Origin of the sequence: Nitratireductor aestuarii, assembly GCF_014641695.1 — a bacterium.
GTDB classification, from domain to species: Bacteria; Pseudomonadota; Alphaproteobacteria; order Rhizobiales; family Rhizobiaceae; genus Chelativorans; species Chelativorans aestuarii.
This window is the reverse complement of the sequence record NZ_BMIF01000004.1, coordinates 48,191-72,459: the sequence shown is the minus strand read 5'-3', so window position 1 is coordinate 72,459 and position 24,269 is coordinate 48,191. Positions and strand designations below refer to the sequence as shown.

The following is a 24,269-nucleotide window of genomic DNA, read 5'->3' as shown; positions in this document are numbered from 1 at the left end:
TGCCGCCGCCCTCACAGCACTTCGAAAATCTCGATCAGCACGCTGTTGGCCAGGCGCTGACCGGTGCCGATGAAGATGGTGCGGTTGAGCCACTGATAGCGCGGGTCGCCGCTGTGCAGTCGCGGGTGGGTGCGCATGTAGTAGAGCGCAGGATCGACCGTTTCGCCCGCCGCTATGCGCGCCAGCACCTCTTCCGGTCCGTGCCGGATGCCGAAGTTGCGCACGTCCACGATCGCGCCGTCATGCGTTTCGATCGCGTAGCGCGTATCGAGTTCGGCGTAGCCGTCCTCGTGCACCGTCTGCCAGTCGGCGCCGAGATTCATCACAGTCCCGGAAAGCCGCTCGCCCTCGACTGTCCCGCCGATGATCGGGATGGTGCGCCAGCGCGCGCCCTTGCCGCTTCCTCGCTCCATGGGAGTGCCGAGATCGGCGCGGATCTGGCAGAGCGGTCTTAAAGCTGGTGGGTTCATGGTCTCACCGCATCGTCATGGGCAGCCAGAGGACGATGGCCGGGAACATCACGAGCAGGATCAGCCGGAGAATGTCCGTAATGATGAACGGCCCGACACCACGGTAGATGGTCGTGAGCTTCACGTCCTTGGCTATGGAATTGATCACGAAGACATTGATACCCACTGGCGGCATGATCATGCCGAGCTGGCAGCAGGTCACAAGAATGACACCGAACCATACCGGGTCGAACCCGAGCTTCATGATGACCGGGAAGACGATCGGCAGGAGCAGGACGATCATCGCCATCTCGTCCATGAGTGCCCCGGCGATCAGGAAGACGATGAGGATGAGCGCCAGCGTGCCATAGGGTCCGAAATCGAGCGCCACGAGCAGGTTTGTAAGCTTTTGGGGCGATTGCGTGATGGCAAGGAAATAGCCAAACAGCATCGCGCCGATCAGCACCGTATAGAGCACCACCGAGGTCCGCAGCGCTTCTACCAGGCTGTCGAGGATCTTCCGCGTGTTGAGGCGTCCGCGGGCGATTCCGATGATCATGGTGGTGAACGCACCGACGGCGGCGGCTTCGGTTGGCGTCGCGATACCCATGTAGATCACGCCGATGACGGCGATGAAGAGCAGGATGACGGCCCAGACATCCTTGAGCGAATGGATGGCTTCGCGAAGGTCGAAGCGGGTGCCGGAAGGCAGGCCCTTCCCATGGGCGAGCACCACGGCTGCCATGTACATCAGCGTCGCCATCAGCCCGGGTATGATGCCGGCGATGAAGAGTTGTCCCACGTCGGTTTCGGTCAGATAGGCGTAGATCACCATGACCACCGAAGGCGGGATCAGGATGCCGAGTGTACCGCCCGCCGCTACGATGCCCGTGGATGTGCCGTCATGGTAACCCGCAGCGCGCATTTCTGGCAGGGCGATGCGGGTCATCGTTGCGGCTGTTGCGACGGAGCTTCCGCAGATCGCGGCAAAGCCTGCGCAGGCGGAGATCGTGGCGAGCGCCAATCCACCGCGAAGCGAGCCGAGCCATGCGTTGCCGGTCCGGAAAAGTTCGCGCGACATGCCCGAATTGGTGGCGAACACGCCCATCAGCACGAAGAAGGGAACGAGCGTCAGATTGAAATCGGTGACGACGCGCAGCGGCGAGGTCGTCAGCAGGTTGAGCGCCGGCATCAGACCGCGCACGGAGGCAAACCCGAAGACGCCGACCAGTCCCATGGCAATGCCGATGGGCACGCGCAGCGCCATCAGCACGAACATCGCGATAAACCCGATGATCGCGGTCAGGTCACCTGTGCTCATTCGTGTGGCTCCGAAGGTAGATGGATATCACGCCCGGCGCGCACGCGGGCGAAGGCGAAGATGAGCGTGATCACGCTCGCCGCGCAGCCGAGCCAGAGCAGCCCCAGCATGGGCCAGACAGGGATGCGCAGGTCAAATGTGCTTTCGTTGCTTCTGAAGGCGCTGACGACGCGCGTATAGGTCATGGCCGTGAGCAGTATCGTGAAGAAGAACAGGCTAGCCCAGGCGAACAGATCGAGCGCAATCTTGCCGGCGCGCGGAAGCATCTCCCAGACTATATCGACTGCGATCTGCCCGCCCCGGTAGCATACGGAGGCAAAGCCCCACATGATGCAGGCACCGATCAGCAGGCGCGAAATGTCGAAAGCGTCCGGCACGGCCCAGGAAAAAAGGTATCGTCCGGCAGTTGAGGCTACGATGAGCAGTGTGCAGAGTCCCAGCAGAATGCCTGCAACCAGCTCGACGCTGGTGCAGAACCGTTCCAGGATATTCTTCATGCTCTTCTCCGTGTCACCAGCGCGGAAGTGCAATCTTCGTCGGGAAATCGAGACTGTGGGTGGCGAATACTTGCCCTTGTCTCGGAAGACACATCCTGATGTGCCTGCCACGGCATATGCCGTGACAGGCGGTGATGGGCTCCTGTGAAGGGCAAGCAGTGCCCGTAGGCTTATTCGCCCGCGTAGGAGTTGCGCTCTTTCAGGGCAGTAATCAGCCCTTCAAGCATCGGCTCCGGATCTGCCCCGGTCTTGCTGATGGTGGCTTTCCACTCATCGGTCAGCGGTGCGGCCGCGTCCTTCCACAATTGCACCTGTGCTTCATCGGGTTTGTGCATCGTGTGTTTCGGATCGGCGGCGATCTTCTCGCGGCCCTTTGCTTCCGCGTCGGCCCAGCCCGAAGACATCTTCTCCGCCCATTCCGGCGTGCAGTGATCTTCGATCACCTTGCGATCCTCCGGGGACATGCCGTCGAGCTTGCCCTTGTTGAAGATGAACGCGTTGATGGAGGCGTAGAGCGGCATGTCGAGGTGGTGGGTGACGATGGAATCCACGCCGAAGATGTAGAGGGATTCCCACGGCGACTGGGTCATTTCCGCAGCACCCTTGGCGAGCACTTCGCGGCTTTCCGCTGCCGAGACCTGGACGGAAGCACCGCCAAGCAGGTTCACGAAACGCGCTTCCGTGGCATTTGCCGGACGCACGTTCTTGCCCTTCACGTCTTCCGGCACCAGGATCTGCGAGGTGCTGTGGAACGTGCCCGGGTCATGGCTCAGCGCCATGCAGAAATAGGTGTCGGCCATCTCCTTTTCGGAATAGGGCTTGTACCATTCCGTCAGCGCCGCAACACCAGCCTTGGCATTGGCGAACAGGAAGGGAAGTTCCGCAGCCGCCAGGATCGGGAATCGTCCAGGCTGGTAGCCGGGATTGATGAAGCCGATGTCGACGACGCCGTCGCGCGCCATGTCATAGTGGTCGGCGGCAGCACCCAGCTGCATGGCCGGATAGATGGTGATCTCGATGCGGCCGTTAGAAGCTTCCTTGATGGACTCGGCCCATGGTTCCATGCCGAGCACCTGAAGTGGATGCGTGCCGGGCACCCAGTGGGAAAGTGTAAGCTCGACTTCAGCGGCATGCACGGAATGCGCAGATGCAAGGGCAAGTGCCATTGCAGAAACAATTCGTGTATACATTCTTCCTCCCCGTCGCGAGTGCATTCCTCCACACATCCCGCGAACCTATTGTGAAAGTCTTCACCCGCAAATATCAGCACAGGATACTGATATACACAAGTCTCTCCGGAAAGATTGGTCAACTCCCTAGTTTTGATGCGAGTTAATCCTGTCCGCAAGGTTCGTTGCGTAGTTCATTCGAAATGATGTGAAACAGTGATCGTGCATACACGGATGGACAATCACCCATTAAAGCGATCATACTGCAATGCCACATTCGCCATGGGAGGAGAAACGGGTGAAGGTCGGGGAAGCCATCATTGAAATATTGAAGCGCGAGGGAGTGGAGATGGTGATTGGCTATCCGGTCAATCATCTGCTCGAACATGCCGCCGAAGCTGACGTGAGGCCGATCATCGTGCGGCAGGAGCGCACCGGCATCCACATGGCCGATGCCATCTCGCGCCTGAGTTCCGGCGAGAAGATCGGCGTGTTCGTCATGCAGCTCGGGCCCGGCACGGAAAACTCCTACGGCGGCATTGCGCAGGCCTATGGAGAGTCCGTCCCCGTCCTGGTGATGCCTGGCGGTTATCCGCGGCGGCTCGCGCATATAGAGCCCAACTACAATGCGTCGATTTCCATGCGGGACGTCACCAAGTCCGCCGAGCCGATCAACGTTCCAGCCGACATACCAAACATCCTTCGTCGCGCGTTCTCGCGTCTGCGCAATGGCGTGAAGGCGCCGGTGCTGGTCGAAATTCCGAACGACATCTGGAACGAAGAGGTGCCTGGGCCGCTGAACTACCGGCCTGTGGTGACCACCCGCAGCGGTCCGGATCCAAAAGCGGTTGTTGCTGCCGTGGACCTGCTTCTGGAGGCGAGAAAGCCCGTTCTTTATGCGGGGCAGGGCATCCACTACGCCAAGGCCTGGCCCCAGCTGCGGGCGCTGGCGGAGCGGCTGGCTATCCCGGTCTGCACCAGCCTTGAAGGCAAGAGCGCCTTTCCCGAGGATCACCCGCTGGCACTCGGCGCCGGTGGAGCGGCGGTGCCGCTTGCCGTCCGGCAGTTCCTCGATCAGTCAGACGTGATCTTCGGCATCGGCTGTTCGTTCACCGAGACGTCCTTCGGCGTCGCCATGCCGCGCGGCAAGCGCGTGATCCACGGCACGCTCGCCGCCGATCACATCAACAAGGACATCGAGGCGGAGGTCGCTCTGGTGGGCGATGCAGCCCTCATCCTTGAAGCGATGCTGGCGGAACTGGAGAGGCGCGGAACCTCCCCGAGGTCCTGGACCTATGTGGCTGACGAAATCGCCCGCGTGCGGGCGGCATGGCTGAAGGAGTGGATGCCGAAGCTCACCTCGAACGAAGCTCCGCTTTCGCCTTACCGTGTCCTGTGGGACCTTCAGAAGACGGTGGACGTGGCGAACACGATCATCACCCATGATGCGGGCAGTCCGCGCGACCAGCTCTCACCCTTCTGGGTCTCGAAAGAGCCGCTTACATACATTGGCTGGGGCAAGACCACGCAGCTGGGCTACGGGCTGGGCCTCGCGATGGGCGCAAAGCTCGCCCATCCTGAAAAGCTCTGCATCAACGTGTGGGGCGACGCTGCGATCGGCTTTACCGGCATGGATTTCGAGACGGCCGTGCGCGAGCGGATCCCGATCCTCTCCGTTTTGCTAAACAACTTCAGCATGGCCATGGAACTGCCCATCATGGAGGCGGCAACGAAGAAGTACAGGGCGACCGATATCTCCGGCAACTATGCACAGTTTGCCGCAGCCCTGGGCGGTTATGGGGAGAGGATAACCCGGCCCGAAGACATTGTGCCAGCCATAAGACGTGGTATCGAGCAGACGCAAAGAGGGGTTCCGGTGTTGCTGGAATTCATTACCTGCAAGGAACTTGCGGCCTCGCGATACCATAGCTTCACCTGACCGGCTGAGGGGCAATTAACATGAGCACAACAACAACAAGAACAACTGAGCAGGCGCTTGAAGGCCTGAAAACAATCCTTGCCGACAGGCTGGTTACGTCCCAGTCCGTGCGCGAACACCATAGTCGCGACCTGTCGCGGTTTCCCGCCGTGCTGCCGGATGCGGTAGCCTTCCCGCAGAACGAGGAAGAGGTGGCCAGCATCGTGCGCGTCTGCGCCGAAAACCTCGTTCCGATCATCCCCGTGGGCGCGGTTTCGTCGCTCGATGGCCACATCATTCCGGTGAAGGGCGGCGTTACCGTCAGCACCCGCGACATGAACCGGATCATCGAGATCCGGCCGGAGGATATGCTCGCGGTGGTGGAACCGGGCGTCACGCGCAAGCAGTTGAACACTGCGCTGCGTGCGACGGGCCTGATGTTCCCGATTGATCCGGGTGCGGATGCAACGATCGGCGGCATGGCTTCCACGCGCGGCAGTGGCACCACCGCTGTGCGCTACGGCACCATGCGCGAAAACATCCTGGCGCTGCGCGTCGTCACGCCCGATGGCACGGTGATCCATACCGGGTCGCGCGCCAAGAAGTCGGCGACTGGCTACGACCTGACGCATCTTTACGTGGGTTCCGAAGGCACGCTCGGCTTCATCACCGAGCTGACCGTGCGCCTGCATCCGATCCCGGAAATGGTTTCCTCTGCCATCTGCGCCTTCCCGGACGTGCAGAGCGCGGTGGAGACGGTGATCGAATGCGTCCAGTACGGCATTCCTGTCGCCCGAGTGGAGTTTCTCGATAAGGTCGCCATCGGCGGCGTGAATGCCTATTCAAAGCTCGACCTTCAGGTCGCACCGACGCTCTTCTTCGAGTTCCACGGCACGCCGGCCTGGGTGGCCGAGCAGTCGCAGATCGCCGAGGAGATTTCCGCTAACCACAACGGCACTGGCTTCAAGTGGTCGACCGACGCGGACGAGCGCACGAAGCTCTGGCAGGCCCGCCACGACGCATTGTGGGCTGCGAGAGCCCTGAAGCCGGGTTGCGAAGTTTATGGCGGCGATATCTGCGTCCCGATTTCTCGCCTTGCCGAAAGCATCGTCGCTGCGAGCGAGGATATCGCTGCTTCCTTCCTCACAGGTCAGGTGATCGGCCATGTGGGCGACGGCAACTTCCACACCGCTTATCTCATCGATCCCGAGAAGCCGGAAGATTATGCGGAAGCCGAGCGGCTGGCCGACCGCATGCTGGAGCGCGCGCTGGCTGTGGGCGGCACGGCAAGTGGCGAGCATGGTATTGGCATCGGCAAGCTCAAGTTCATGCGCAAGGAGCATGGCGATGCGGTCGATGTCATGAAGCGCATCAAGCAGGCGCTTGATCCCCTGGGCATCATGAATCCCGGCAAGATGGGGCAGGAGGGGTAAGGTTACCCCCGTCCGAGGAAGGGCACCTTCACCGGCAGGATCGTCGTGTCGAGCACGGCGATCTCCGGCGGCAGGCTCGCCATCAGCACGACATAGCGTCCGAGATAGGCTGGATCGATCACGTTCTCTTTGAGATGCTCGGTCACGCCTGGCACGAGTGAACTGACCGTTGATCCCGGATGCAGCGTCGTAGCGGTGACGTTGAAATCCCGGCCGTCCAGCGCAAGCGAGCGGGCAAGCCCTTCGATCGCAAACTTGCTTGCGTTGTAGGCGATGGAGTGGGCCCGCGGGACCTTCGCGGAAAGCGACCCGATGTTGATGATCCGGCCGCCGCCTTTCTGCTTCATCACCCGGAACGCCTCGCGGGAGCAGAGGAAGGCGGATGTCAGGTTGGCGTCCATCACCTCGCGCCAGCGTTCCAGCGACAGCTCATCGATCGCCTTGTCATCGGCAATGCCGGCATTGTTGACGAGAATGTCAGGAGTACCCGCCAGCCGCTCCGTCTCGCTGAAAAGGGCCAGCACATCCTCCTCCTGGGTCACGTCAGTTGGAATCGCATGGGCCCGTCCGCCCGCCGCCGCGATTTCTTCGGCGATTTCAGCAAGCCGGTCGGCCCGCCGCGCTGCGAGAATGACAATGGCCCCGGCCTTAGCCAGTTCCCGTGCAATTCCCAGACCGATACCGCTGCTTGAGCCGGTGACGATTGCCACCTTTCCGCTGACAGAGTCCAAGTTCCCCTCCCGAGATCTCTGAGTCAATGTCCTGTATTGCTCAGTCTTGCGGAGACTTTGTCAAGTAAACGCGATTGCGGATTTGGTGTTTTGCGGAGTCTCAGCTCTTTCGCGAAAGTTCCCGGGTGGCGGCTTCCAGCCCGCGCAGCGTCAGCGGGTACATGCGGCCGTCGAAGAGCTGGCGGATCATTCCGATCGAAGCGGTATATTTCCAGGCGTCCTCCTGCACCGGATTGAGCCAGATGCTGTGAGGCCACTGCTGCTGCGCCCGCCGCAGCCAGACCCACCCCGGCTCGGCGTTCCAGTGCTCGACCGAACCGCCTGCTTCGCGGATCTCGTAGGGGCTCATCGATGCATCGCCGACGAAGATCACCTTGTAGTCGGAGCCATACTTGTGCAGCAGGTCCATTGTCGACGTGACTTCCGCACGGCGTCGTCGGTTGTCCTTCCAAACGCCTTCGTAAAGACAATTGTGGAAGTAGAAATATTCCATGTGCTTGAACTCGGACCGTGCAGCCGAGAACAGTTCCTCGATTGTGCGGATATGGTCGTCCATCGAGCCACCCACGTCGAAGAACATGAGCAGCTTCACCGCATTGCGACGCTCCGGCCGCGTGCGCACGTCGAGATAGCCATGTTCCGCGGTGGACTGGATCGTGCCGGGCAGGTCGAATTCTTCCTGCGCGCCATCGCGAACCCAGCGGCGCAACCGTTTCAGCGCCACCTTGATGTTACGCGTGCCGAGCTCCACCGTGTCGTCGAAATTGCGGAATTCGCGTTTGTCCCAGACCTTTACGGCGCGACGGTTGCGGCTTCCGTCCTGGCCGATCCGCACGCCTTCCGGATTGTAGCCATAGGCCCCGAAGGGTGAGGTGCCGGCGGTGCCGATCCACTTGGAGCCGCCCTGATGGCGCTCCTTCTGCTCCTCCAGCCGCTTCTTGAGCGTTTCCATGAGCTTATCGAAACCGCCGAGCGACTGGATCAGCTTCTTTTCTTCCTCGGTGAGGTGCTTTTCGGCGAGCTTGCGCAGCCACTCTTCCGGCAGGTTCTCGGGGCTCAGAATGTCAGCCCCTTCGAGCCCTTCCAGCCCCTTGAAGACATGCGAAAACACCTGGTCGAAACGGTCGAGGTGTCGCTCGTCCTTCACCAGCGTCGCGCGGGAAAGATAGTAGAAGCCCTCGACATCATAGGTGATGATGTCGGCCTTCAGCGCTTCCAGAAGGCTCAGATATTCGCGGAGCGATACCGGAACCTTTGCCGCCTTGAGCTCAAGGAAGAAGGAAATGAACACCTGCTGCGCCTTTCACCTCGGCCAGTCTTACTGCTCGCGCAAGATCTTTAACGGCGAGCCATGAAGGCAAGCCGCTCGAAAAGATGCACGTCCTGCTCGTTCTTCAGAAGCGCGCCATGAAGCTTCGGCAGCGCGTTCTTGGCGTCGCCGCGCAGATCGGCGGGATCGACATCCTCGGCTACCAGCAGACGGATCCAGTCGAGCACCTCGGATGTGGATGGCTTCTTCTTGAGGCCGGGTGTCTCGCGCACTTCGAAGAAGGTCGTGAGTGCAGCGCGCAGGAGGTCGGGCTTGATGCCGGGGAAGTGGACGTCGACGATCTGCTTCAGCGTGTCCAGATCCGGGAAGCGGATGTAGTGGAAGAAGCAGCGGCGCAGGAACGCATCCGGCAGCTCCTTCTCGTTGTTCGAGGTGATGATGACGATCGGCCGAACTTCGGCTCGGATCGTCTCGCCGGTTTCGTAGACGAAGAACTCGTTGCGATCGAGTTCCTGCAGCAGGTCGTTCGGGAACTCGATGTCCGCCTTGTCGATCTCATCGATCAGCAGCACGACTTTCTTGCCGGCGGCGAAAGCGTCCCAGAGCTTGCCGCGCTTGATGTAGTTGTGAATGTCGTTGAAGCGGCTGTCGCCCAGCTGGCTGTCACGCAGGCGGGAGACGGCATCGTATTCGTAGAGACCCTGCTGCGCCTTGGTGGTGGACTTGATGTTCCACTCGATGATGTCGAGCCCAAGGGCTGTTGCGATCTGGCGCGCGAGTTCGGTCTTCCCGGTGCCGGGCTCGCCCTTCACCAGGAGCGGGCGCTCCAGGGCGATCGCCGCATTCACGGCCACCATCAGGTCCTTGTCTGCTACATACGACGCCGTGCCTTCAAAACGCATCCGGGTAGATCTCCCCCATAATCTTGCAACAGTCCTCTATGGCGATTTCATAGAGGCTATTGCACATCAGGTCTACCGCTGCGGATACGCAATTCATGTGCCTGAATTCAGTTCAGCACGACGATCGAGCCGTTGAGCAGCGTGGCGAAGGTCACCCACGCGGCATACGGCAGGAAGAGCAGGGCGGACGTACGGTCCCGGTTCCACGCCTTCGCGATGAAGGCATAGATGGTGACGAGCAGAACGAGGATGATCACGAGCGCCAGGGCAGGCATCTGGATGCCGAAGAAGGCGGGCGACCACAGGAAGTTCAGCACCATCTGGATGATCCAGAGCAGCTTCAGCGTGCTCTCGCCGGCATTCCACACGCGCCAGCCGGCGATGGCGATGAGCACGTAAAGAATGCTCCACACCGGAGCAAACAGCCAGCCGGGAGGATTGAAGAACGGTTTGTTGAGGTTCGCGTACCATTCGCTGGGGGCAGTGACATAACCTACAGCCCAGCCGATACCGAGGACCACAACGATGAACAAGAGAAGAGATGGCCAATTTTTCATGGGCCCTGAACGCACGAGATCAAAGAAGGTTCACGGCTAAAGAATTGGCGGGGCACTTGCCCCGCCATGAGTTTCAACTGGAGGACGACTAGAAGCGGATCTTGAACCCGAGTTGGCCTCTGGTCACGTGGTCTCTCCCGGTGTTGCCGGAAAGGGCGAACTGGTGGGTGAGTTCCGCATGTGCGGTGAACTTGCCGTCACCCCAGTTGAGGCTTCCTCCCACTCCGAAGCTTGCGCGGGCCTTGGCTTCGTCGCTGTGGAAGTTGACGCCCGCCACATTCACCACGTTCCGGTTCAGTAGCGCGTAGTGGAGGTTCATGACCGAGTAGAGGTTCGCACCGGCTCTGCCGTTGTCGTCTTCCCAGAAGTTCTCGTAGTTGGCTTCCAGTCCGAACCGGGCAGTGAGGCTGTCGCTCCCGCGCGGCGAAACACGGGCGCCGAAACTGTCGGTGAACGGATCAAAGGTAACCGACGAATAGGACAGCTGCGCCTGCGGGATCACTGCGAAGTGGTCATTCAGGTTGATCCGCACACCTGTTTCCGCACTGAGCGCGTAGCCGAAGCCCCGGTTGTCCTGCGCGAGAGAGCGTGATGCGGTGGTCGAGCGCAGATCCGTCTTGTACCAGGTAGCCTGCGCACTGCCGTCGAGATAGAAGCCCTTGTCGCTATACCATGTCATTGTCGCGCCAAGGCCGGTTCCGGTCACGTCCACGGTTCCGCTGCCGTAGCGTGAGGATACGTTTGCGCTTGATCGCAGATGGTGGACCGAGACCCCGCCGATCAGCCTTCCGCCGTTCTCGACCAGCAGACCTTCGATGCCCGTGTCGTAACGCCATGAGCTGAGCGAGTATTCCGTGCCCTTTGCTGTCGAATTCGCCGGGCTTGCATGAGCGTGGGCAGCGTTGATCCTGTTCCAGACCGTGGGCCGCTCGCCGATCCTTGCCGGATCAATCGCGGGGTAGGCTTCGAAGTCGTAATTCGGGTGACGGTTTCCGGTTCTTTGCTGGAGCGTCGTCAGACCATTCAGCTGCTGCAGGATGCCGAGATAGTTCTGATAGAGCGGAACGCCTGCCTGGTAGAGTGGCGTCGGGTTCGGCCCGCCACCGCCACCGTTGCCGCCGCCCCCATTTCCCCCGCCGCCATTGCCGCCACCTCCATTTCCACCACCCCCACCGCCGCCGCCACCACCGCCGCCGTCATCGTCGTCGTCGCCATCATCATCATCGTCGTCGTCATCATCGTCATCCCCGCCGGGCGGACGGGTGGACGTTGAGCGGAGATACCAGTCCCCGTCCATGGGAGTGTTGATGCCGTTCTTGTAGAGGCGACAGGCGTAAGCGCCAGCCACGACCGCAGACTGGTTGTCGATCTGGTAGTCTCCCAGCAGGGAGAAAGCCGCGTTGGAAGCGCCGTCAACTTCGATGATCTTGATGCCTTGGACCGTCGGCGCACCGGTTCCGTTCAGATTGGTGACGGCGACATTGGCCGTGCCGGAACTATCCCCGGTGATCGTCATCCTGTCTGTCTGGGAGTTGTCGCCGCCGAGCACGGTTTCGATCTGGATGAGGCCGCCATCGCCCCTGTAGTCGCCATCGATCGTCAGGTGCCCGATGGAGGTGCCGGGAGCAATGATGCTGCCCTGTTCCTGCTGCAGCGAACCGACCGTACCATTGCCGTTCAGCCTGCCGCCTTTGAGATCGATGGTCCCGCCCAGCACGCCGTTTACGGTAAGTGTTCCGGATGTGACGGTGGTGTTTCCGGTAAACTGCGTCTGGTTGGACGTGAACGTCGTGCGGCCGGGTCCGGCGTGGGTGATTTCGCCATTGCCGATAAGGGGAATGTCGAAATTGTAGGTGTTGTTCGTGTGATTGAAGTTCAGCTCCCCTTTGCCAGGCCCGAACTCGACCCTTCCAGCGTGGAGGAAGCCAGCGACTTCGGCATCCTGACCCTTCATGCCGCCGATGTTGATGGCGCCTGTGCTGTTCGGCAGGGTCGCGACACGGATGGTTCCATGTCCGTTGTCAGCGTTGACAAGGCCCCGGTCCGCAATGGTGAGCGACGCGCTTCTTTCCACGTTGCCAACGCCACCGCCAACGACAAACATATCCGTGCCGTGTCCGGTGACCTTCAATGTCGAACCTTCGCCCGACACGAGAACATCAGCTATGGCGTCAGCCACCAGTTCATTGTCGAAATAGCCGGCGCGCAGCGCTGCGGTTTCCAGAGTGCCGCCGTCGAGGATCTTCAGCGTACCTCGGGCCATCATGAAGAAGCCGTCATTCACCCAGCGCGACGTGTTGCCGGTGACGACGAAATGACCTGTGCCGCCGCGATCCTGTATGCCCATGCCCTGGTTGTTGATGACAACGCCGGTGGCCGTCGTAACGGTATGCATCTGACCGCCGTTGCGCACATTGATTTCACCCGTCCCAGCCTGAACGTAGGTGTCATCGATATTGACGTGGGCATTGTCGATGTTGAGTGTGCCGGTTGTGTTCGGCACTGCCCCAAGCCGCAGACCCTGGCTGTTGAAGGTTGCGCCATTCTCCACGTCAAGGCTGGCGCCGGTGTCCGACTGCAGCACTGTTGTGAAGCGGTTGCTGACCACCGTCCCGGGGCCGGTAATGCGAACTCCGGCGGCCATGTCCGATAGGGATATCGTGTTGGTGACGTCGCCGAAGTAGTCACCGAAGGTGAAGACCGAGCCCTCATCGAAGACGAGCAGGCCTTCCTCGTTTTTCACACGCCAGAAGATGTCGCTCGGACCGCCCTTGATGCGCAGCGTGCCTTCGCCCTTCTTGATCATGTTCCCGTTGAAGCCCGTCGTCCCGACTACCTCCAGCGATCCATCAAGCACCAGCGTTGCACCCTGCGCAACGTCGAAGGTCGTGTTGAAATTCGACGTCAGCTTGTGCCCGGCCATGTCGATGACGAGGTCTTTTTCGATCTGGGAAAGACCGCTTCCGGCGATCGTGAAACTGTCGGTCAGCGTGATGGTTGAGCTGGGATCGCCACTGGCATTGGCATCGTCGATTGCCTGGAGAAGTTCCGTCTCGTTGGAGGCGGTGAATTGGGCCGCTGGCGCTGCAAGCGGTAGGAGTCCGACCAAAAATGCCGCCAGGAGCTGGGTAGGGACGAGGGTGGCGGAAATCATCGGAAGACGTAGCGCGCTGCTGCTCTCCGCCGCGGAAACCGTCTTGGGCCGGATCGATTGAGCCGAACGCTGTCGTTGAATTCGGTATGCAAGTGCCCAGCAGGATGAACTGTCGTTGAAAAGCATGGCTACTCCTTGAGCGAGGACCAGCGATTCCGGTCGTGCGTTGGCAGACGGATGCGCTTCAGTGTGACTTGGAGGACCTGACGCAGAACGAGTGGAATTAGCTGAGACGCGGACGGAGGAGCTCTGGTGCGGGTGTGGAAGCACCGGAAGCAGACGCGGAGAAGAAACGCTGCGAGAAACGGAAACGAATACCGTAACGGAGTTTACTCGGAGCGGAGGGGCTTAAACGGTAGCCCGCACAGTCATGGCGATACGGCGCATGATACAGCTATCTTTACCGATAGTCCGATTCCATTTACGTGTAAAGCGTCACAGCAATTATCGCAAAGGTTGTTCCCAGGCGTTTATCGCAGGCCGTTACCGCGACACAGGAGAGGGCGACTGCACGCTTTGCCGGTTCATTGCTTTTGCAGTCTTGCGGTCGGAAGCAATCTGGGGTGTGATGGTACCTGGTGGGGTTCTGAGGAGGCTCCGAAGTCTGGAGTAGAAACCTGCCAGCGTTGGGAGGCGCTCGGAATGACGGATGTTCTAATCGTCGAGGATGAACCTGCGATTCTGGAATCGCTGCAGTTCATTCTCACGAGGGGTGGGTGGAGTGTTGAGGTTGCCCGAGATGGCGAGGCGGCACTCCGGGCGATTTGGCAGCTCAAGCCCCGCATGGTTCTGCTCGATATCATGCTGCCGAAGAAAGGTGGGCTTGAGGTGCTGAAAAGCATCCGCTCCCATTCCGTATTCAAGGATACGCCCGTGGTTGTGCTGACGGCTCGCGGTCAGCAGCACGACCGGCAACTCGCCATGGACCTGAAGGCGAACAGCTTCATCACCAAGCCCTACGCCAACAGCGACGTGGTCGCTGAAGTTCGCAAGATGCTCGCCGTCAGCCATGCGTAGAAATCAGGCCGGGTCGGACGATAGGGTCAAACGTGAAGACCTTGCAGCACTGCTGCCCATCTTCGGGATCATCCTGCTAGCCCCGATTGTGGCGAACCTGTTTCTCACGCGCAGCAGCGTGTCCGGCCTGCCGCTCGACCTTCTTTATCTCTTCGCTGTGTGGATATTCCTGATCCTGGGCGCCATGTGGCTGTCCTGCCGACTGCCGGAAATAACCCATCCGGTGGAAAAGACACCGGATCTTGAGAACAGTCCGGTCGATACAGAGGAGACGTGATGCTCTCCCTGGATTTCGTCATCCTGACAGCGGTGGGATATATTGGCCTCCTCTTCCTGATTGCTTACGCATCCGATGCCATCGCGCACCGAAGCAAGGGAAGCTTCCTCCATTCGCCGGTCGTTTACACGCTTTCCATCGCAGTCTACTGCACAAGCTGGACCTTCTACGGTGCGGTGGGGACCGCTGCCCGCAGCGGCCTTGAATTCACTGCGATATATATCGGTCCGACATTGGTCTTCGTCGGCTGGTGGTTTCTGCTGAGAAAGCTGATCCTGATCAGTCATGCACAGCGCATTACGTCAGTGGCCGACTTCCTCTCGTCCCGCTTCGGCAAGTCGAGCCAGCTCGCCGTTCTCGTGACGCTCATCGCGGTGATCAGCGTGACGCCCTACATCGCCCTGCAGTTGAAGGCGATCACGTCGTCCATTCAGGCCGTCGTTGGCACGGGCAATGCCGATCACCTTGCAGCCTTCGATGAACTGACGCTGGCGCTGGGCGTCGCAGTCTGCATGGCGCTCTTCACGATCCTGTTCGGCACACGCAATGTCGATGCGCGTGAGCAGCACCTGGGCGTCGTGGCAGCGATCGCGTTCGAGGCAGTGGTGAAGCTGTTCGCACTGCTCGCTGTTGGCATTTTCGTCGTCTATGGCCTCGGCGGTGGCATGGGCCAGATCTACGAAAACGCAGCCGCCGCCGGCTTCGACATCTACGAACAATCTCCGCTCGGCAGCCGCTGGGTGGCGCTGCTCGTGCTGTCGGCTTCTGCCGTGATCTGCCTGCCCCGCCAGTTCCAGATCACGGTTGTCGAGAATTCCGACGAGAACTTTCTGCGCACGGCGGGCTGGGCCTTCCCGACCTATCTGCTGCTGATGAGCGTCTTCACCGCGCCTATCGCTTTCTATGGCCTCACCACCATGCCGGCAGGTTCCAACCCGGACATGTACGTGCTGACCCTGCCGATGGAAGCCGGCTACGACAGCCTTGCGCTTTTCGCTTTCATCGGTGGCTTCTCAAGCGCCACGTCCATGATCATCGTGGCCTCGATTGCGCTTTCCATTATGGTGTCGAACCACATCGTGCTGCCGCTGGCGCTGCGAGGGTCGCGAGTCTCGGAGGAGGGAAGCGACCGCGATATCGCCCGCCTCATCCTGCGCAGCCGGCGCATTTCCATCGCCGGGCTGGTGGCGCTGGGCTTCATCTATTTCTGGCTCACGCAAGGGTCGGACGCGCTGGCGCCGATCGGCCTCATTTCCTTTGCCGGTGTGGCGCAGTTCCTGCCTGCGGTGCTGGCCGCGCTGTACTGGCGCACAGCAAACCTGAAGGGCGCATTCTCGGGAACGCTGGTGGGCTTCATCGTCTGGGCATGGACCATGTTCCTGCCGAGCTTTCAGGCGTCGAGCCCCTGGGTCGCGTCCGTCATGCAAGTGGGCCCCTGGGGCATCTCCTGGCTTCGACCCGAGGCACTGTTCGGCATGAGTGACATCGACCCGCTCGTCCATGCGGTGTTCTGGAGCCTTCTTCTGAACTGCTCCATCCTGGCGCTCGTTTCTGTCTTCAGCGCACAGGGAGCGCTGGAGCGTCTCCAGTCCACGCTCTTTGTCGACATCCTGCGCCGCAGCTCCTCGTTCCAGCCGCACACCATCCGCGGGTCGGCCACGACAAGTGAGCTCTTTTTCGTGGCCGAGCGGGTTCTTGGATGGAAACGGGCGAACGACCTGTTCCATGCGGCGGGCGTGTCGCGCGCTGGGTCGGCCGCCAAGCTTGATGTTCCGCCCGAATTCATCGCCGAACTGGAAAAGGAACTTGCCGGTTCGATCGGGTCAGCCTCGGCCCACATCCTGTTGACGAGTGTTGTGGCGGGTGACGCGATCCCCCTTGAAGAGGCCATGCGCATTGCCGACGAGACGCAGCAGGCAATCGAATATTCCCATCAGCTGGAGCTCACGTCCCAGGAACTGCGAACGACAGCGCAGCAGCTGCAGGATGCCAACGCCATGCTGCAGGAGCTACATCGTCAGAAGGACGACTTTCTCGCCCACGTCAGCCACGAGATACGAACGCCGATGACCTCAATACGGTCGTTCTCGGAAATCCTGCTTTCGGAACCGGACCTGCCGGATGATCAGGCCAACCGCTTCATTTCGACCATTCATAACGAGAGCGTGCGCCTCACGAAGCTGATCGAGGAAATTCTCGACCTGAGCGTTCTGGAGCATGGCGAAAAGGAATGGGTCAACCGGTCCATCAATGGCGAGGATGTGCTGGACGAGGCGATTGGCGTGTGCGAGGCGCTGGCGCGCAAGCAGTCCGTCACCATCGAGATGGGTCAGCGTGCAGGCTATGCGCCACTTTTCGCGAACGCCGGGCGTCTGAGCCAGGTCTTCATCAACATCATCGCCAATGCAATGCTGCACAACGAGGCACCGCGACCCCGCGTGCACGTAACGTCGAGGCTGGAGGGTGATCGCTACGTTGTCGAGATTTCCGATAACGGCAAAGGTATCCCGGAGCCCTATCGCTACACGATCTTCGACAAGTTCGTGCGGGCAGGGCGGTCAGACATGGAAGGTGGCTATGTTGGCCTCGGGCTCGGCCTCAACATCAGCCATACGATCGTGGCGAAGCTCGAAGGTTCGCTGGAACTGGTGAGGGGGCACCTGCCGGGCGCATGCTTCCGCGTCAGCCTGCCACTTGATCAGACGATCGCGAAAGCAGAGGCAAAGGCTTCCTGACGGTGGCTGCAGTCCTGCCGGGGACAGAGCAGGCAGGATGGACCGACGGGCACGGCTTCGTGCGAGAGATCCAGCCCCTGCCCGTAGACTGTGCGGTCGGCATGCACCAGGTCAACTGCGAGCATGATCGAATAGACGAGCGGCTGTTCCTGATAGCTCGACGCCCGCTTGGCGACCGCTTTCGCGATCAGCAGGAACCGCCCGCCGCTGGGGAACACCGCGACCTGCCGCACGAAGCCCTGCGAGCCGAACGCCTGGTAGATCGGCCACAGCACACAGCCATAGCCGGAAAGCGGCAGCGAAAGCCCGCTGATCGGAAAGCGCTTGGTAAGGCGACCGGCGCGGTCGGCCCGCAGGAAGCCGAAGGCAAGGCCTTCCGCATCCTTCCGCCGGAGCGTCACCAGCCGGTGCGCGACCTGCTCGAAGCTGGAATTGTAGAGCTGGGCGAGAAGGTCGATGTCATACCGCCAGCGCTCCGCGTCGTTCCGGAATGCCTCATAGGGCATCATCATCGCCCCCGCGACATAGGAGGCCATGGCATTGATCGCGAGGCTGCGCGCGTCGTCAGACGTGAGACCAAGTGTGTCTACCGTCTGAGCCAGTGCGTCTTGAGCGGACTGCAGCGTGTAGAGCCGCGCCATCTGGAACTGGCGGGTGGCCGCTGTCGCAGAGGTCCGGATCAAAAACCTCCGGCTGGCCGCATCGTAGCGGTGTTGCGCCGTAATCCCCGCCACATGGGTGACGCGCTGGCATTCGATGCCACATCGCTCCTGCAAAGCTCGGGCCAGGGTCGTTTCGCTCCACCGATCACCGGAGGTCGTTTCGGCACGCAACTGGTCGGCAAGGTCTTCGAGCCGCGGAAAGTGGTTCTGGTGCGCGATGATCGCTTCGTCCAGTTCCGCCAGCGGCGAGATGGCCTTCTGCTGTGCGACGGTCCGCTCGAAATAGCCGACGAGGTTGCGCACGATCGGCGTGAGGTCGATACTTTCGTTGTTGATCGTCTCGATGAAGCGGTCCCGTTCCTCCTTGGTGAGATCCGGGACCCCGGCGAGGATTTCAGCGCCCGAACGGATGGCGGCGACACGGTTCAGCACCAGATGCAGCGTTTCCGACAGAAGCGGATCAGACCGCAGGCGGTGCATATAAACGTCGATGCTCGCCATCGCGTCCATGTAGGCCCGGTAGAGCCGGGTGATAGCAACGCCCGCCTCTGGAAAATGTGCGACGATATCGCGAATCGCATTGGGCTCGATCCGAATGCCGCGCATCACTGGATCAGCCAGCAGCTCCTCAATGACCTGGATCGACCGCGCCTCATTCGATCCTGACAGCGCCTCGAGATCGAGATCCAGCCGCTCGCTGATACGCAGCAGCAGCTTCCCGCCAATCGCTCGTTTGTTGTTTTCGATCAGGTTGAGATAGGTCGAGGAGATCCCGACCTCGCGCGCAAGTGCCGCCTGGGAAAAGCCCAGCTCCAGCCTTTTCCGCCTGATCCTGATGCCTATGGGTGCGCGCATCCGTATGGCCCGCCGTACAAGTGTTTACAAAATTATCTGAATTCCAGTTTGGCAATTTACAACAAACATCAACAATCACAAGAATCTATTGTCTTGATTTTACTTTACCTGTCTCCTCCTCGGAGAACTTGTTCTGTGGAGGAGATCGCATGACAAAGTTTCATATGAACAGGCGTGGCATCCTGAAGGGTGCTGGCGCTGGTCTAGTGACACTTGCAACACCGCACTTTTTTACCAAGGGAGCCTGGGCACAGGACTTCTGCAACAACCCGACCGGCGGCACGGTGACGTTCGGCCTCAACCTGCCGCTCACCGGCACCTACGCGGAGGAAGGTGCTGACGAGCTCAAGGCCTACGAGCTGGCCATCAAACACCTGAACGGCGAGGGCGACGGTGGCCTTCTGAACGTACTCAAGCCTTCGGCGCTCAAGGGCAATGGCATCCTCGGCAAGAAGGTGGAGTTCGTCACGTCCGACAGCCAGACGCTTTCCGACGTGGCGCGCGCTGGTGCAACCCGCATGATCGAGCGTGACAACGCCATCATGATCACCGGCGGCTCGTCGTCAGGCGAGGCGATCGCCGTGCAGAGCCTGTGTCAGGAGATGGGCATCATCTTCATGGCGGGCCTGACCCATTCCAACGACACCACCGGCAAGGACAAGCGCCGCTACGGCTTCCGCCACTTCTTCAACGCCTACCAGTCGGGCATCGCGATTGCGCCGGTCATCGGCGAGGCCTACGGCAATGATCGCCGCGCCTATCACCTGACCGCCGACTATACCTGGGGCTGGACGCAGGAAGAATCGATCAAGGCCGCGACCGAAGCGCTCGGCTGGGAGACCGTCGCTGCCGTCCGCACGCCGCTCGGAGCCGGCGATTACTCGCAGTTCCTCACGCCGGTCCTCAATTCAGGCGCCGACGTGCTGATCCTGAACCACTACGGCAACGACATGGTCAACTCGCTGACCCAGGCCGTGCAGTTCGGCATGCGCGACCGCCAGGCCAACGGCAAGCAGTTCGAGATCGTCGTGCCACTGTTCTCGGAACTGATGGCCAAGGGTGCGGGCGAGAACATCAAGGGCATCTTCGGTACCTCGAACTGGCACTGGGCGCTTGAGGACGAGGGCTCGCAGGCCTTCACCAAGTCCTTCGGCGCTGCCTACGGTTCGCCGCCCTCGCAGGCCGCACATACGGCCTATGTCCAGGCGCTGCTCTATGCGGACGCCGTGGAACGTGCCGGCACCTTCTATCCGCCGGAAGTCATCAAGGCGCTCGAGGGCTTCGAGTTCGACGGCATGGGCAACGGCCCCACGCTCTACCGCGCCGAAGACCATCAGTGCATGAAGTCGGTGCTGGTGGTTCGTGGCAACGAGAACCCGACCAGCCAGTTCGACGTGCTCGACGTGGTCCAGGAGGTTTCTCGCGAGACCACGACCTACGATCCGTCCATCTTCGGCGGCGAGCTCGGATCCGCAGAGCCGGTCCCGCAGTGCACGTAACCTTCTGACCGAAACCTCCGCCTCGCCGCCTCTGTGCGGCGGGGCGGGATTCGCTCAACATGCTGAAGACGGTCCGGGAGGCCGGCCATGTTTGAAGTCATTTTCCTGCAGTTTCTGAATGGTCTCGACAAGGGCAGCGCCTATGCGCTGATCGCGCTCGGACTGACCATCGTTTTCGGCACGCTCGGCGTCGTCAACTTCGCCCATGGCGCCTTGTTCATGCTGGGCTGCTTCTGCGCCGTGGCCTTCCGGCGGCTCCTGACGCTGGAGACGGTCACGATCGATCCTGAAAAGCTGTCGCCGTGGGGGCAGCCGCTCCAGGTCCGCGAGCCGCTGGTGCAAGCCTGGTTCGGTGATTTCGGCGCGATTCTCGTCAACTATTCGGTGCCGCTATCGCTGCTGCTCACCGTGCCGGTCATGCTGCTCGTCGGCGTGGCCATGGAGCGCGGGCTCATCAAGTTCTTCTACAAGCGTCCGCATGCGGAGCAGATCCTCGTCACCTTCGGACTTGCCATCGTCATCGGCGAGCTCGTCAAGGCGTTCTTCGGCCCCAATCCGCATCCCCAGCCGATGCCGACAGACCTGCGCGGCGCCGCCGATATCGGCGCCTGGCTCGGCATGCGGGCCGGTGTCATCACCTATCCTCTGTGGCGCCTGATCTACTTCCTGTTTGCGGTGAGCATCATCGGTGCGGTATTCGCCTTCCTGCAGTTCACCACCTTCGGCATGGTGGTCCGCGCCGGCATGGCCGACCGCGAGACTGTTGGCATCCTCGGCATCGACATCGACCGCCGCTTCACCATCATGTTCGGCATCGCCGCCGTCGTCGCCGGCATGGCTGGCGTGATGTACACGCCGCTCCTGCCGCCGAACTACACGCTCGGCATGGACTTCCTCGTCATATCCTTCGTCGTGGTCGTGGTGGGCGGCATGGGCTCTCTGCCCGGCGCCGTCACTGCCGGCTTCCTGCTGGGCATCCTGCAGTCCTTCGCCTCGATGACTCAGGTGAAGGCCATCTTCCCCGGCATCGACCAGATCATCATCTACCTCGTCGCCGTCGTCATCTTGCTCGTGCGTCCTCGCGGACTGATGGGCCGCCGCGGCGTGATGGAGGCCTAAATGACCAGCTCCATGTCACGCAACGACATCATCCTCTTTGCCGGTTTCGCTGCTGTAGTGCTGCTGCTGCCGATCCTGGCCACCCCGTTCGGGGCGGCCTATCCGGACCTGCTGCAGCGTTTCATGATCTTTGGTATCTTCGCCATCGGCTTCAACATCCTGTTTGGCCTTACCGGCTACCTTTCGTTTGGTCACGCCGCCTTCTTCGGCGTCGGCTCCTATGCTGCGATGTGGTCGTTCAAGCTGTTGAGCCTCAACGCGGTGCCGGCGCTTCTCTTCGCGCTGATCGTCTCGGGTATCTTCGCGCTTGCCATCGGGTACGTCTCGCTGCGTCGTTCGGGCATCTATTTCTCGATCCTGACGCTCGCCTTCGCGCAGATGTGCTACAACCTCGCCTATTCGGTGCTCACCCCGATCACCAACGGCGAGACCGGCCTGCGCATGGCCATGTCCGATCCGCGCTATCTCGACCGCATGTTCTTTGACGCTGCGCCGGGAATGCCGGTGCCGAGCCTGTTCGGCATGTCGCTGGGCGGGTGGAACGGCTTCTACTTCTCCGCCTTTTTCCTGCTGGCGACCTTCTTCTTGGCGATGAGGATCTCCAACTCGCCCTTCGGCCTGATGCTCAAGGGCATCAAGTCGAACCAGAACCGGATGAACTACACCGGCTTCAACACGCGGCCCTATACGCTCAGCGCCTTCGTCATCTCCGGCATGCTGGCCGGACTCGCCGGTGCCCTCCTCGTGGTGACCGACCCTCTGGCCGGTGCGGAGCGTATGCGCTGGACTGCCTCGGGCGAGGTGGTGCTGATGACCATCCTCGGCGGCGTCGGTACGCTCGTCGGGCCGGTGCTCGGCGCCTGGATCATCAAGTACTTCGAGAACATCTTCTCGTCGTTCAACGCCAATGTCCTCAACAGTTTCTACAGCTTCCTGCCTGACGGCGTCCGCGAGGTCGCGGTTACCATTAGCTCGAAATTTGTGGGCGAGGGCTGGCACCTGTCGCTCGGTCTCGTCTTCGTGCTGATCGTCGTGTTCCTGCCCGGCGGGATCATGGAAGGCGCGCGCCGTATCGCAGCGTGGTTCGGCCGGATGGGGAACGGTTCGAAGCGCGCCAGCGAGGCCCGCGCCCAGCCGGCGGAATAGGAGAACGCATGATGGAAATGCAGACCAGGGAAAATGTCGTTCTCCACGTCGCTGACGTCCAGAAGAACTTCGGCGGCCTGCGCGCCTTGTCCGACGTCGACCTTCAGGTCGAGGAGGGCAAGACGCACGCGATCATCGGCCCCAACGGCGCCGGCAAGTCGACGCTGCTCAACGTCATCATCGGCCGCATCCCCCCGTCGAGCGGCGCGGTCATCTTCGACGGCACCATTCTGACCGGCAAGGCTCCGCACGAGATCAACCAGCTTGGCATCTCGCGCGTGTTCCAGACGCCGGAAATCTTCGCCGATCTCTCGGTGCTCCAGAACGTGATGACGCCCGCCTTTGCCCGTCGCGACGGCGCCTTCAAGATCAACATGCTGCGCTCGGTCGAGAGCGAGAAGGGCATCCGCGAGGAAGCCGAGCATATGCTGGAGGACGTCGGGCTTATCCACCTGCGCGAGGCGCATGCCGGTGCACTGTCGCGCGGCGACAAGCGGCGGCTGGAACTCGGCATGTGCCTGATCCAGAAGCCACGCCTGCTCCTGCTCGACGAGCCGACGGCCGGCATGAGCCGCCACGACACCAACACAACCATCGAGCTTCTCAAGAAGATCAAGTCGCGCGGCATGACCAAGGTCATCATCGAGCACGACATGCACGTGGTGTTCTCGCTTGCAGACAAGATCTCCGTGCTGGCCCAGGGGCGCATCATCGCGAGTGGCCTGCCGCAGGAGATCAAGGAAGATCCAAGGGTCCAGGAAGCTTATCTTGGAGGAGCGGAGGTATGAACTTCATGAGTGTGAAGCGCGAAGCAATTGCCGCCGTTACCGAAACGGATCCGTCCAAGGCGTTCTTCGCCATGCGCAACGCACACGCCTATTACGGCGAGAGCTACATCGTGCAGGGCGTGTCGCTGGATGTGCAGCAGGGCGAGATCGTGGCACTTCTGGGCCGTAACGGCGCGGGCAAGACCTCTACGCTCCGCACCATCGCCCGCCTGGACGATCCGGAGCTGCGCCAGGGAGAGATCTGGCTTGAAGGAAAGCCGATCCACACGATGAAGGCCTGGCAGGCCTCGCGCGCCGGTATCCAGCTGGTGCCCGAAGATCGGCGCATCATCGCGGGTCTGACGGTGGAGGAGAACCTGACCCTGTCGCAGGTGGCTCCGGGACACGGGTGGTCGCTTGATGAGATCTACGCCCACTTCCCCCGTCTGGCCGACCGCCGCAAGCAGGAGGGTGTCACGCTTTCAGGCGGCGAGCAGCAGATGCTGGCCGTCGCCAGAGCGCTCGCCCGCGAGGTGAAGCTTTTGCTTCTGGATGAGCCGTACGAAGGTCTGGCCCCGGTCATCGTGAAGGAGATCGAGGGCATCGTGCACAGCATCAAGGAGCGGGGCATCACGACCATCATCGTGGAGCAGAACGCTGTGGCCGCTCTTCGCATGGCCGACCGCGCGGTGATCCTGGACACCGGCGAGCTTGTCTTCGCTGGAAGCGCCAGGGATCTTCTGGAAAATGAATCTCTCCGCAAGGAGTATCTGGCAATCTGACGTCTGGGG

At 61.2% G+C, this 24,269-nt stretch carries 20 protein-coding genes; 10 read left to right on the top strand and 10 right to left on the bottom strand.

Annotated features, from left to right (window positions below; translation table 11 throughout):
* Positions 1–11: 11 nt before the first annotated feature.
* From IEX27_RS08165 to IEX27_RS08150, 4 genes are all read right to left on the bottom strand, one after another.
* Positions 12–470 carry a DUF3237 domain-containing protein gene (locus IEX27_RS08165; RefSeq protein WP_188720524.1) on the bottom strand — a complete coding sequence of 153 codons (459 nt, stop codon included), beginning with the start codon at positions 468–470 and terminating at the stop codon, positions 12–14.
* 4 nt (positions 471–474) lie between these two features.
* On the bottom strand, positions 475–1,770 hold the full coding sequence (locus IEX27_RS08160) for a TRAP transporter large permease (RefSeq protein WP_188720522.1): 1,296 nt from the start codon (positions 1,768–1,770) through the stop codon (positions 475–477).
* A complete protein-coding gene (locus IEX27_RS08155) occupies positions 1,767–2,267 on the bottom strand; it encodes a TRAP transporter small permease (protein WP_188720520.1) in 501 nt (166 codons plus the stop codon). The genes IEX27_RS08160 and IEX27_RS08155 overlap by 4 nt, the downstream gene beginning before the upstream one ends.
* A 170-nt stretch (positions 2,268–2,437) precedes the next feature.
* Positions 2,438–3,457 carry a TRAP transporter substrate-binding protein gene (locus IEX27_RS08150; protein WP_188720518.1) on the bottom strand — a complete coding sequence of 340 codons (1,020 nt, stop codon included), beginning with the start codon at positions 3,455–3,457 and terminating at the stop codon, positions 2,438–2,440.
* A 247-nt stretch (positions 3,458–3,704) separates the two neighbouring features.
* Between IEX27_RS08150 and IEX27_RS08145 the strand changes: the two genes are divergently transcribed.
* Both IEX27_RS08145 and IEX27_RS08140 read left to right on the top strand, forming a co-directional pair.
* The gene (locus tag IEX27_RS08145; RefSeq protein WP_188720516.1) at positions 3,705–5,375 is read left to right on the top strand and encodes a thiamine pyrophosphate-requiring protein; all 1,671 of its coding nucleotides are present in this window, start codon (positions 3,705–3,707) and stop codon (positions 5,373–5,375) included.
* A 20-nt stretch (positions 5,376–5,395) separates the two neighbouring features.
* Entirely contained in the window at positions 5,396–6,787 is a 1,392-nt protein-coding gene (locus tag IEX27_RS08140) for an FAD-binding oxidoreductase (RefSeq protein WP_188720515.1), read from the top strand.
* Positions 6,788–6,789: 2 nt separating this feature from the next.
* On the opposite strand, the gene IEX27_RS08135 is transcribed toward IEX27_RS08140, so the two are convergent.
* The 5 genes from IEX27_RS08135 to IEX27_RS08115 all read right to left on the bottom strand — a co-directional run bounded on the left by IEX27_RS08135 (position 6,790) and on the right by IEX27_RS08115 (position 13,356).
* Complete coding sequence (locus tag IEX27_RS08135; protein WP_188720513.1) at positions 6,790–7,518, bottom strand: SDR family oxidoreductase; 729 nt, start codon at positions 7,516–7,518, stop codon at positions 6,790–6,792.
* 100 nt (positions 7,519–7,618) lie between these two features.
* Positions 7,619–8,809, bottom strand: coding sequence for a vWA domain-containing protein (locus IEX27_RS08130; protein WP_188720511.1), 1,191 nt, complete (start codon positions 8,807–8,809; stop codon positions 7,619–7,621).
* A gap of 47 nt (positions 8,810–8,856) precedes the next feature.
* On the bottom strand, positions 8,857–9,690 hold the full coding sequence (locus tag IEX27_RS08125; protein ID WP_188720509.1) for an AAA family ATPase: 834 nt from the start codon (positions 9,688–9,690) through the stop codon (positions 8,857–8,859).
* Between the two features lie 107 nt (positions 9,691–9,797).
* On the bottom strand, positions 9,798–10,247 hold the full coding sequence (locus IEX27_RS08120; protein WP_188720508.1) for a TspO/MBR family protein: 450 nt from the start codon (positions 10,245–10,247) through the stop codon (positions 9,798–9,800).
* Between the two features lie 88 nt (positions 10,248–10,335).
* Positions 10,336–13,356 (bottom strand): autotransporter family protein, encoded by a 3,021-nt coding sequence (locus IEX27_RS08115; RefSeq protein ID WP_188720506.1) that lies wholly within the window; start codon positions 13,354–13,356, stop codon positions 10,336–10,338.
* A gap of 687 nt (positions 13,357–14,043) precedes the next feature.
* Between IEX27_RS08115 and IEX27_RS08110 the strand changes: the two genes are divergently transcribed.
* Genes IEX27_RS08110 through IEX27_RS08100 form a run of 3 tightly spaced genes read left to right on the top strand, consistent with a single transcriptional unit; the run spans position 14,044 to position 17,430 of the window.
* On the top strand, positions 14,044–14,418 hold the full coding sequence (locus IEX27_RS08110) for a response regulator transcription factor (protein WP_188720504.1): 375 nt from the start codon (positions 14,044–14,046) through the stop codon (positions 14,416–14,418).
* Positions 14,411–14,695, top strand: coding sequence for a hypothetical protein (locus tag IEX27_RS08105; RefSeq protein ID WP_188720503.1), 285 nt, complete (start codon positions 14,411–14,413; stop codon positions 14,693–14,695). Before IEX27_RS08110 ends, IEX27_RS08105 begins: the two co-directional genes overlap by 8 nt.
* Positions 14,695–17,430, top strand: coding sequence for a sensor histidine kinase (locus IEX27_RS08100; protein WP_188720501.1), 2,736 nt, complete (start codon positions 14,695–14,697; stop codon positions 17,428–17,430). Before IEX27_RS08105 ends, IEX27_RS08100 begins: the two co-directional genes overlap by 1 nt.
* On the opposite strand, the gene IEX27_RS08095 is transcribed toward IEX27_RS08100, so the two are convergent.
* Entirely contained in the window at positions 17,394–18,947 is a 1,554-nt protein-coding gene (locus IEX27_RS08095) for a helix-turn-helix domain-containing protein (RefSeq protein WP_188720500.1), read from the bottom strand. The two genes, IEX27_RS08100 and IEX27_RS08095, sit on opposite strands and share 37 nt — an antisense overlap.
* A 149-nt stretch (positions 18,948–19,096) precedes the next feature.
* On the opposite strand from IEX27_RS08095, the gene IEX27_RS08090 reads away from it, so the two are divergent.
* The 5 genes from IEX27_RS08090 to IEX27_RS08070 all read left to right on the top strand — a co-directional run bounded on the left by IEX27_RS08090 (position 19,097) and on the right by IEX27_RS08070 (position 24,260).
* Positions 19,097–20,446 (top strand): substrate-binding protein, encoded by a 1,350-nt coding sequence (locus IEX27_RS08090; protein WP_188720498.1) that lies wholly within the window; start codon positions 19,097–19,099, stop codon positions 20,444–20,446.
* 87 nt (positions 20,447–20,533) lie between these two features.
* Positions 20,534–21,565 (top strand): branched-chain amino acid ABC transporter permease, encoded by a 1,032-nt coding sequence (locus IEX27_RS08085; protein WP_188720496.1) that lies wholly within the window; start codon positions 20,534–20,536, stop codon positions 21,563–21,565.
* Entirely contained in the window at positions 21,566–22,711 is a 1,146-nt protein-coding gene (locus IEX27_RS08080) for a branched-chain amino acid ABC transporter permease (RefSeq protein ID WP_188720494.1), read from the top strand.
* 17 nt (positions 22,712–22,728) lie between these two features.
* The gene (locus tag IEX27_RS08075; RefSeq protein ID WP_188720771.1) at positions 22,729–23,499 is read left to right on the top strand and encodes an ABC transporter ATP-binding protein; all 771 of its coding nucleotides are present in this window, start codon (positions 22,729–22,731) and stop codon (positions 23,497–23,499) included.
* 5 nt (positions 23,500–23,504) lie between these two features.
* The gene (locus IEX27_RS08070) at positions 23,505–24,260 is read left to right on the top strand and encodes an ABC transporter ATP-binding protein (protein ID WP_244630303.1); all 756 of its coding nucleotides are present in this window, start codon (positions 23,505–23,507) and stop codon (positions 24,258–24,260) included.
* Positions 24,261–24,269: the final 9 nt, after the last annotated feature.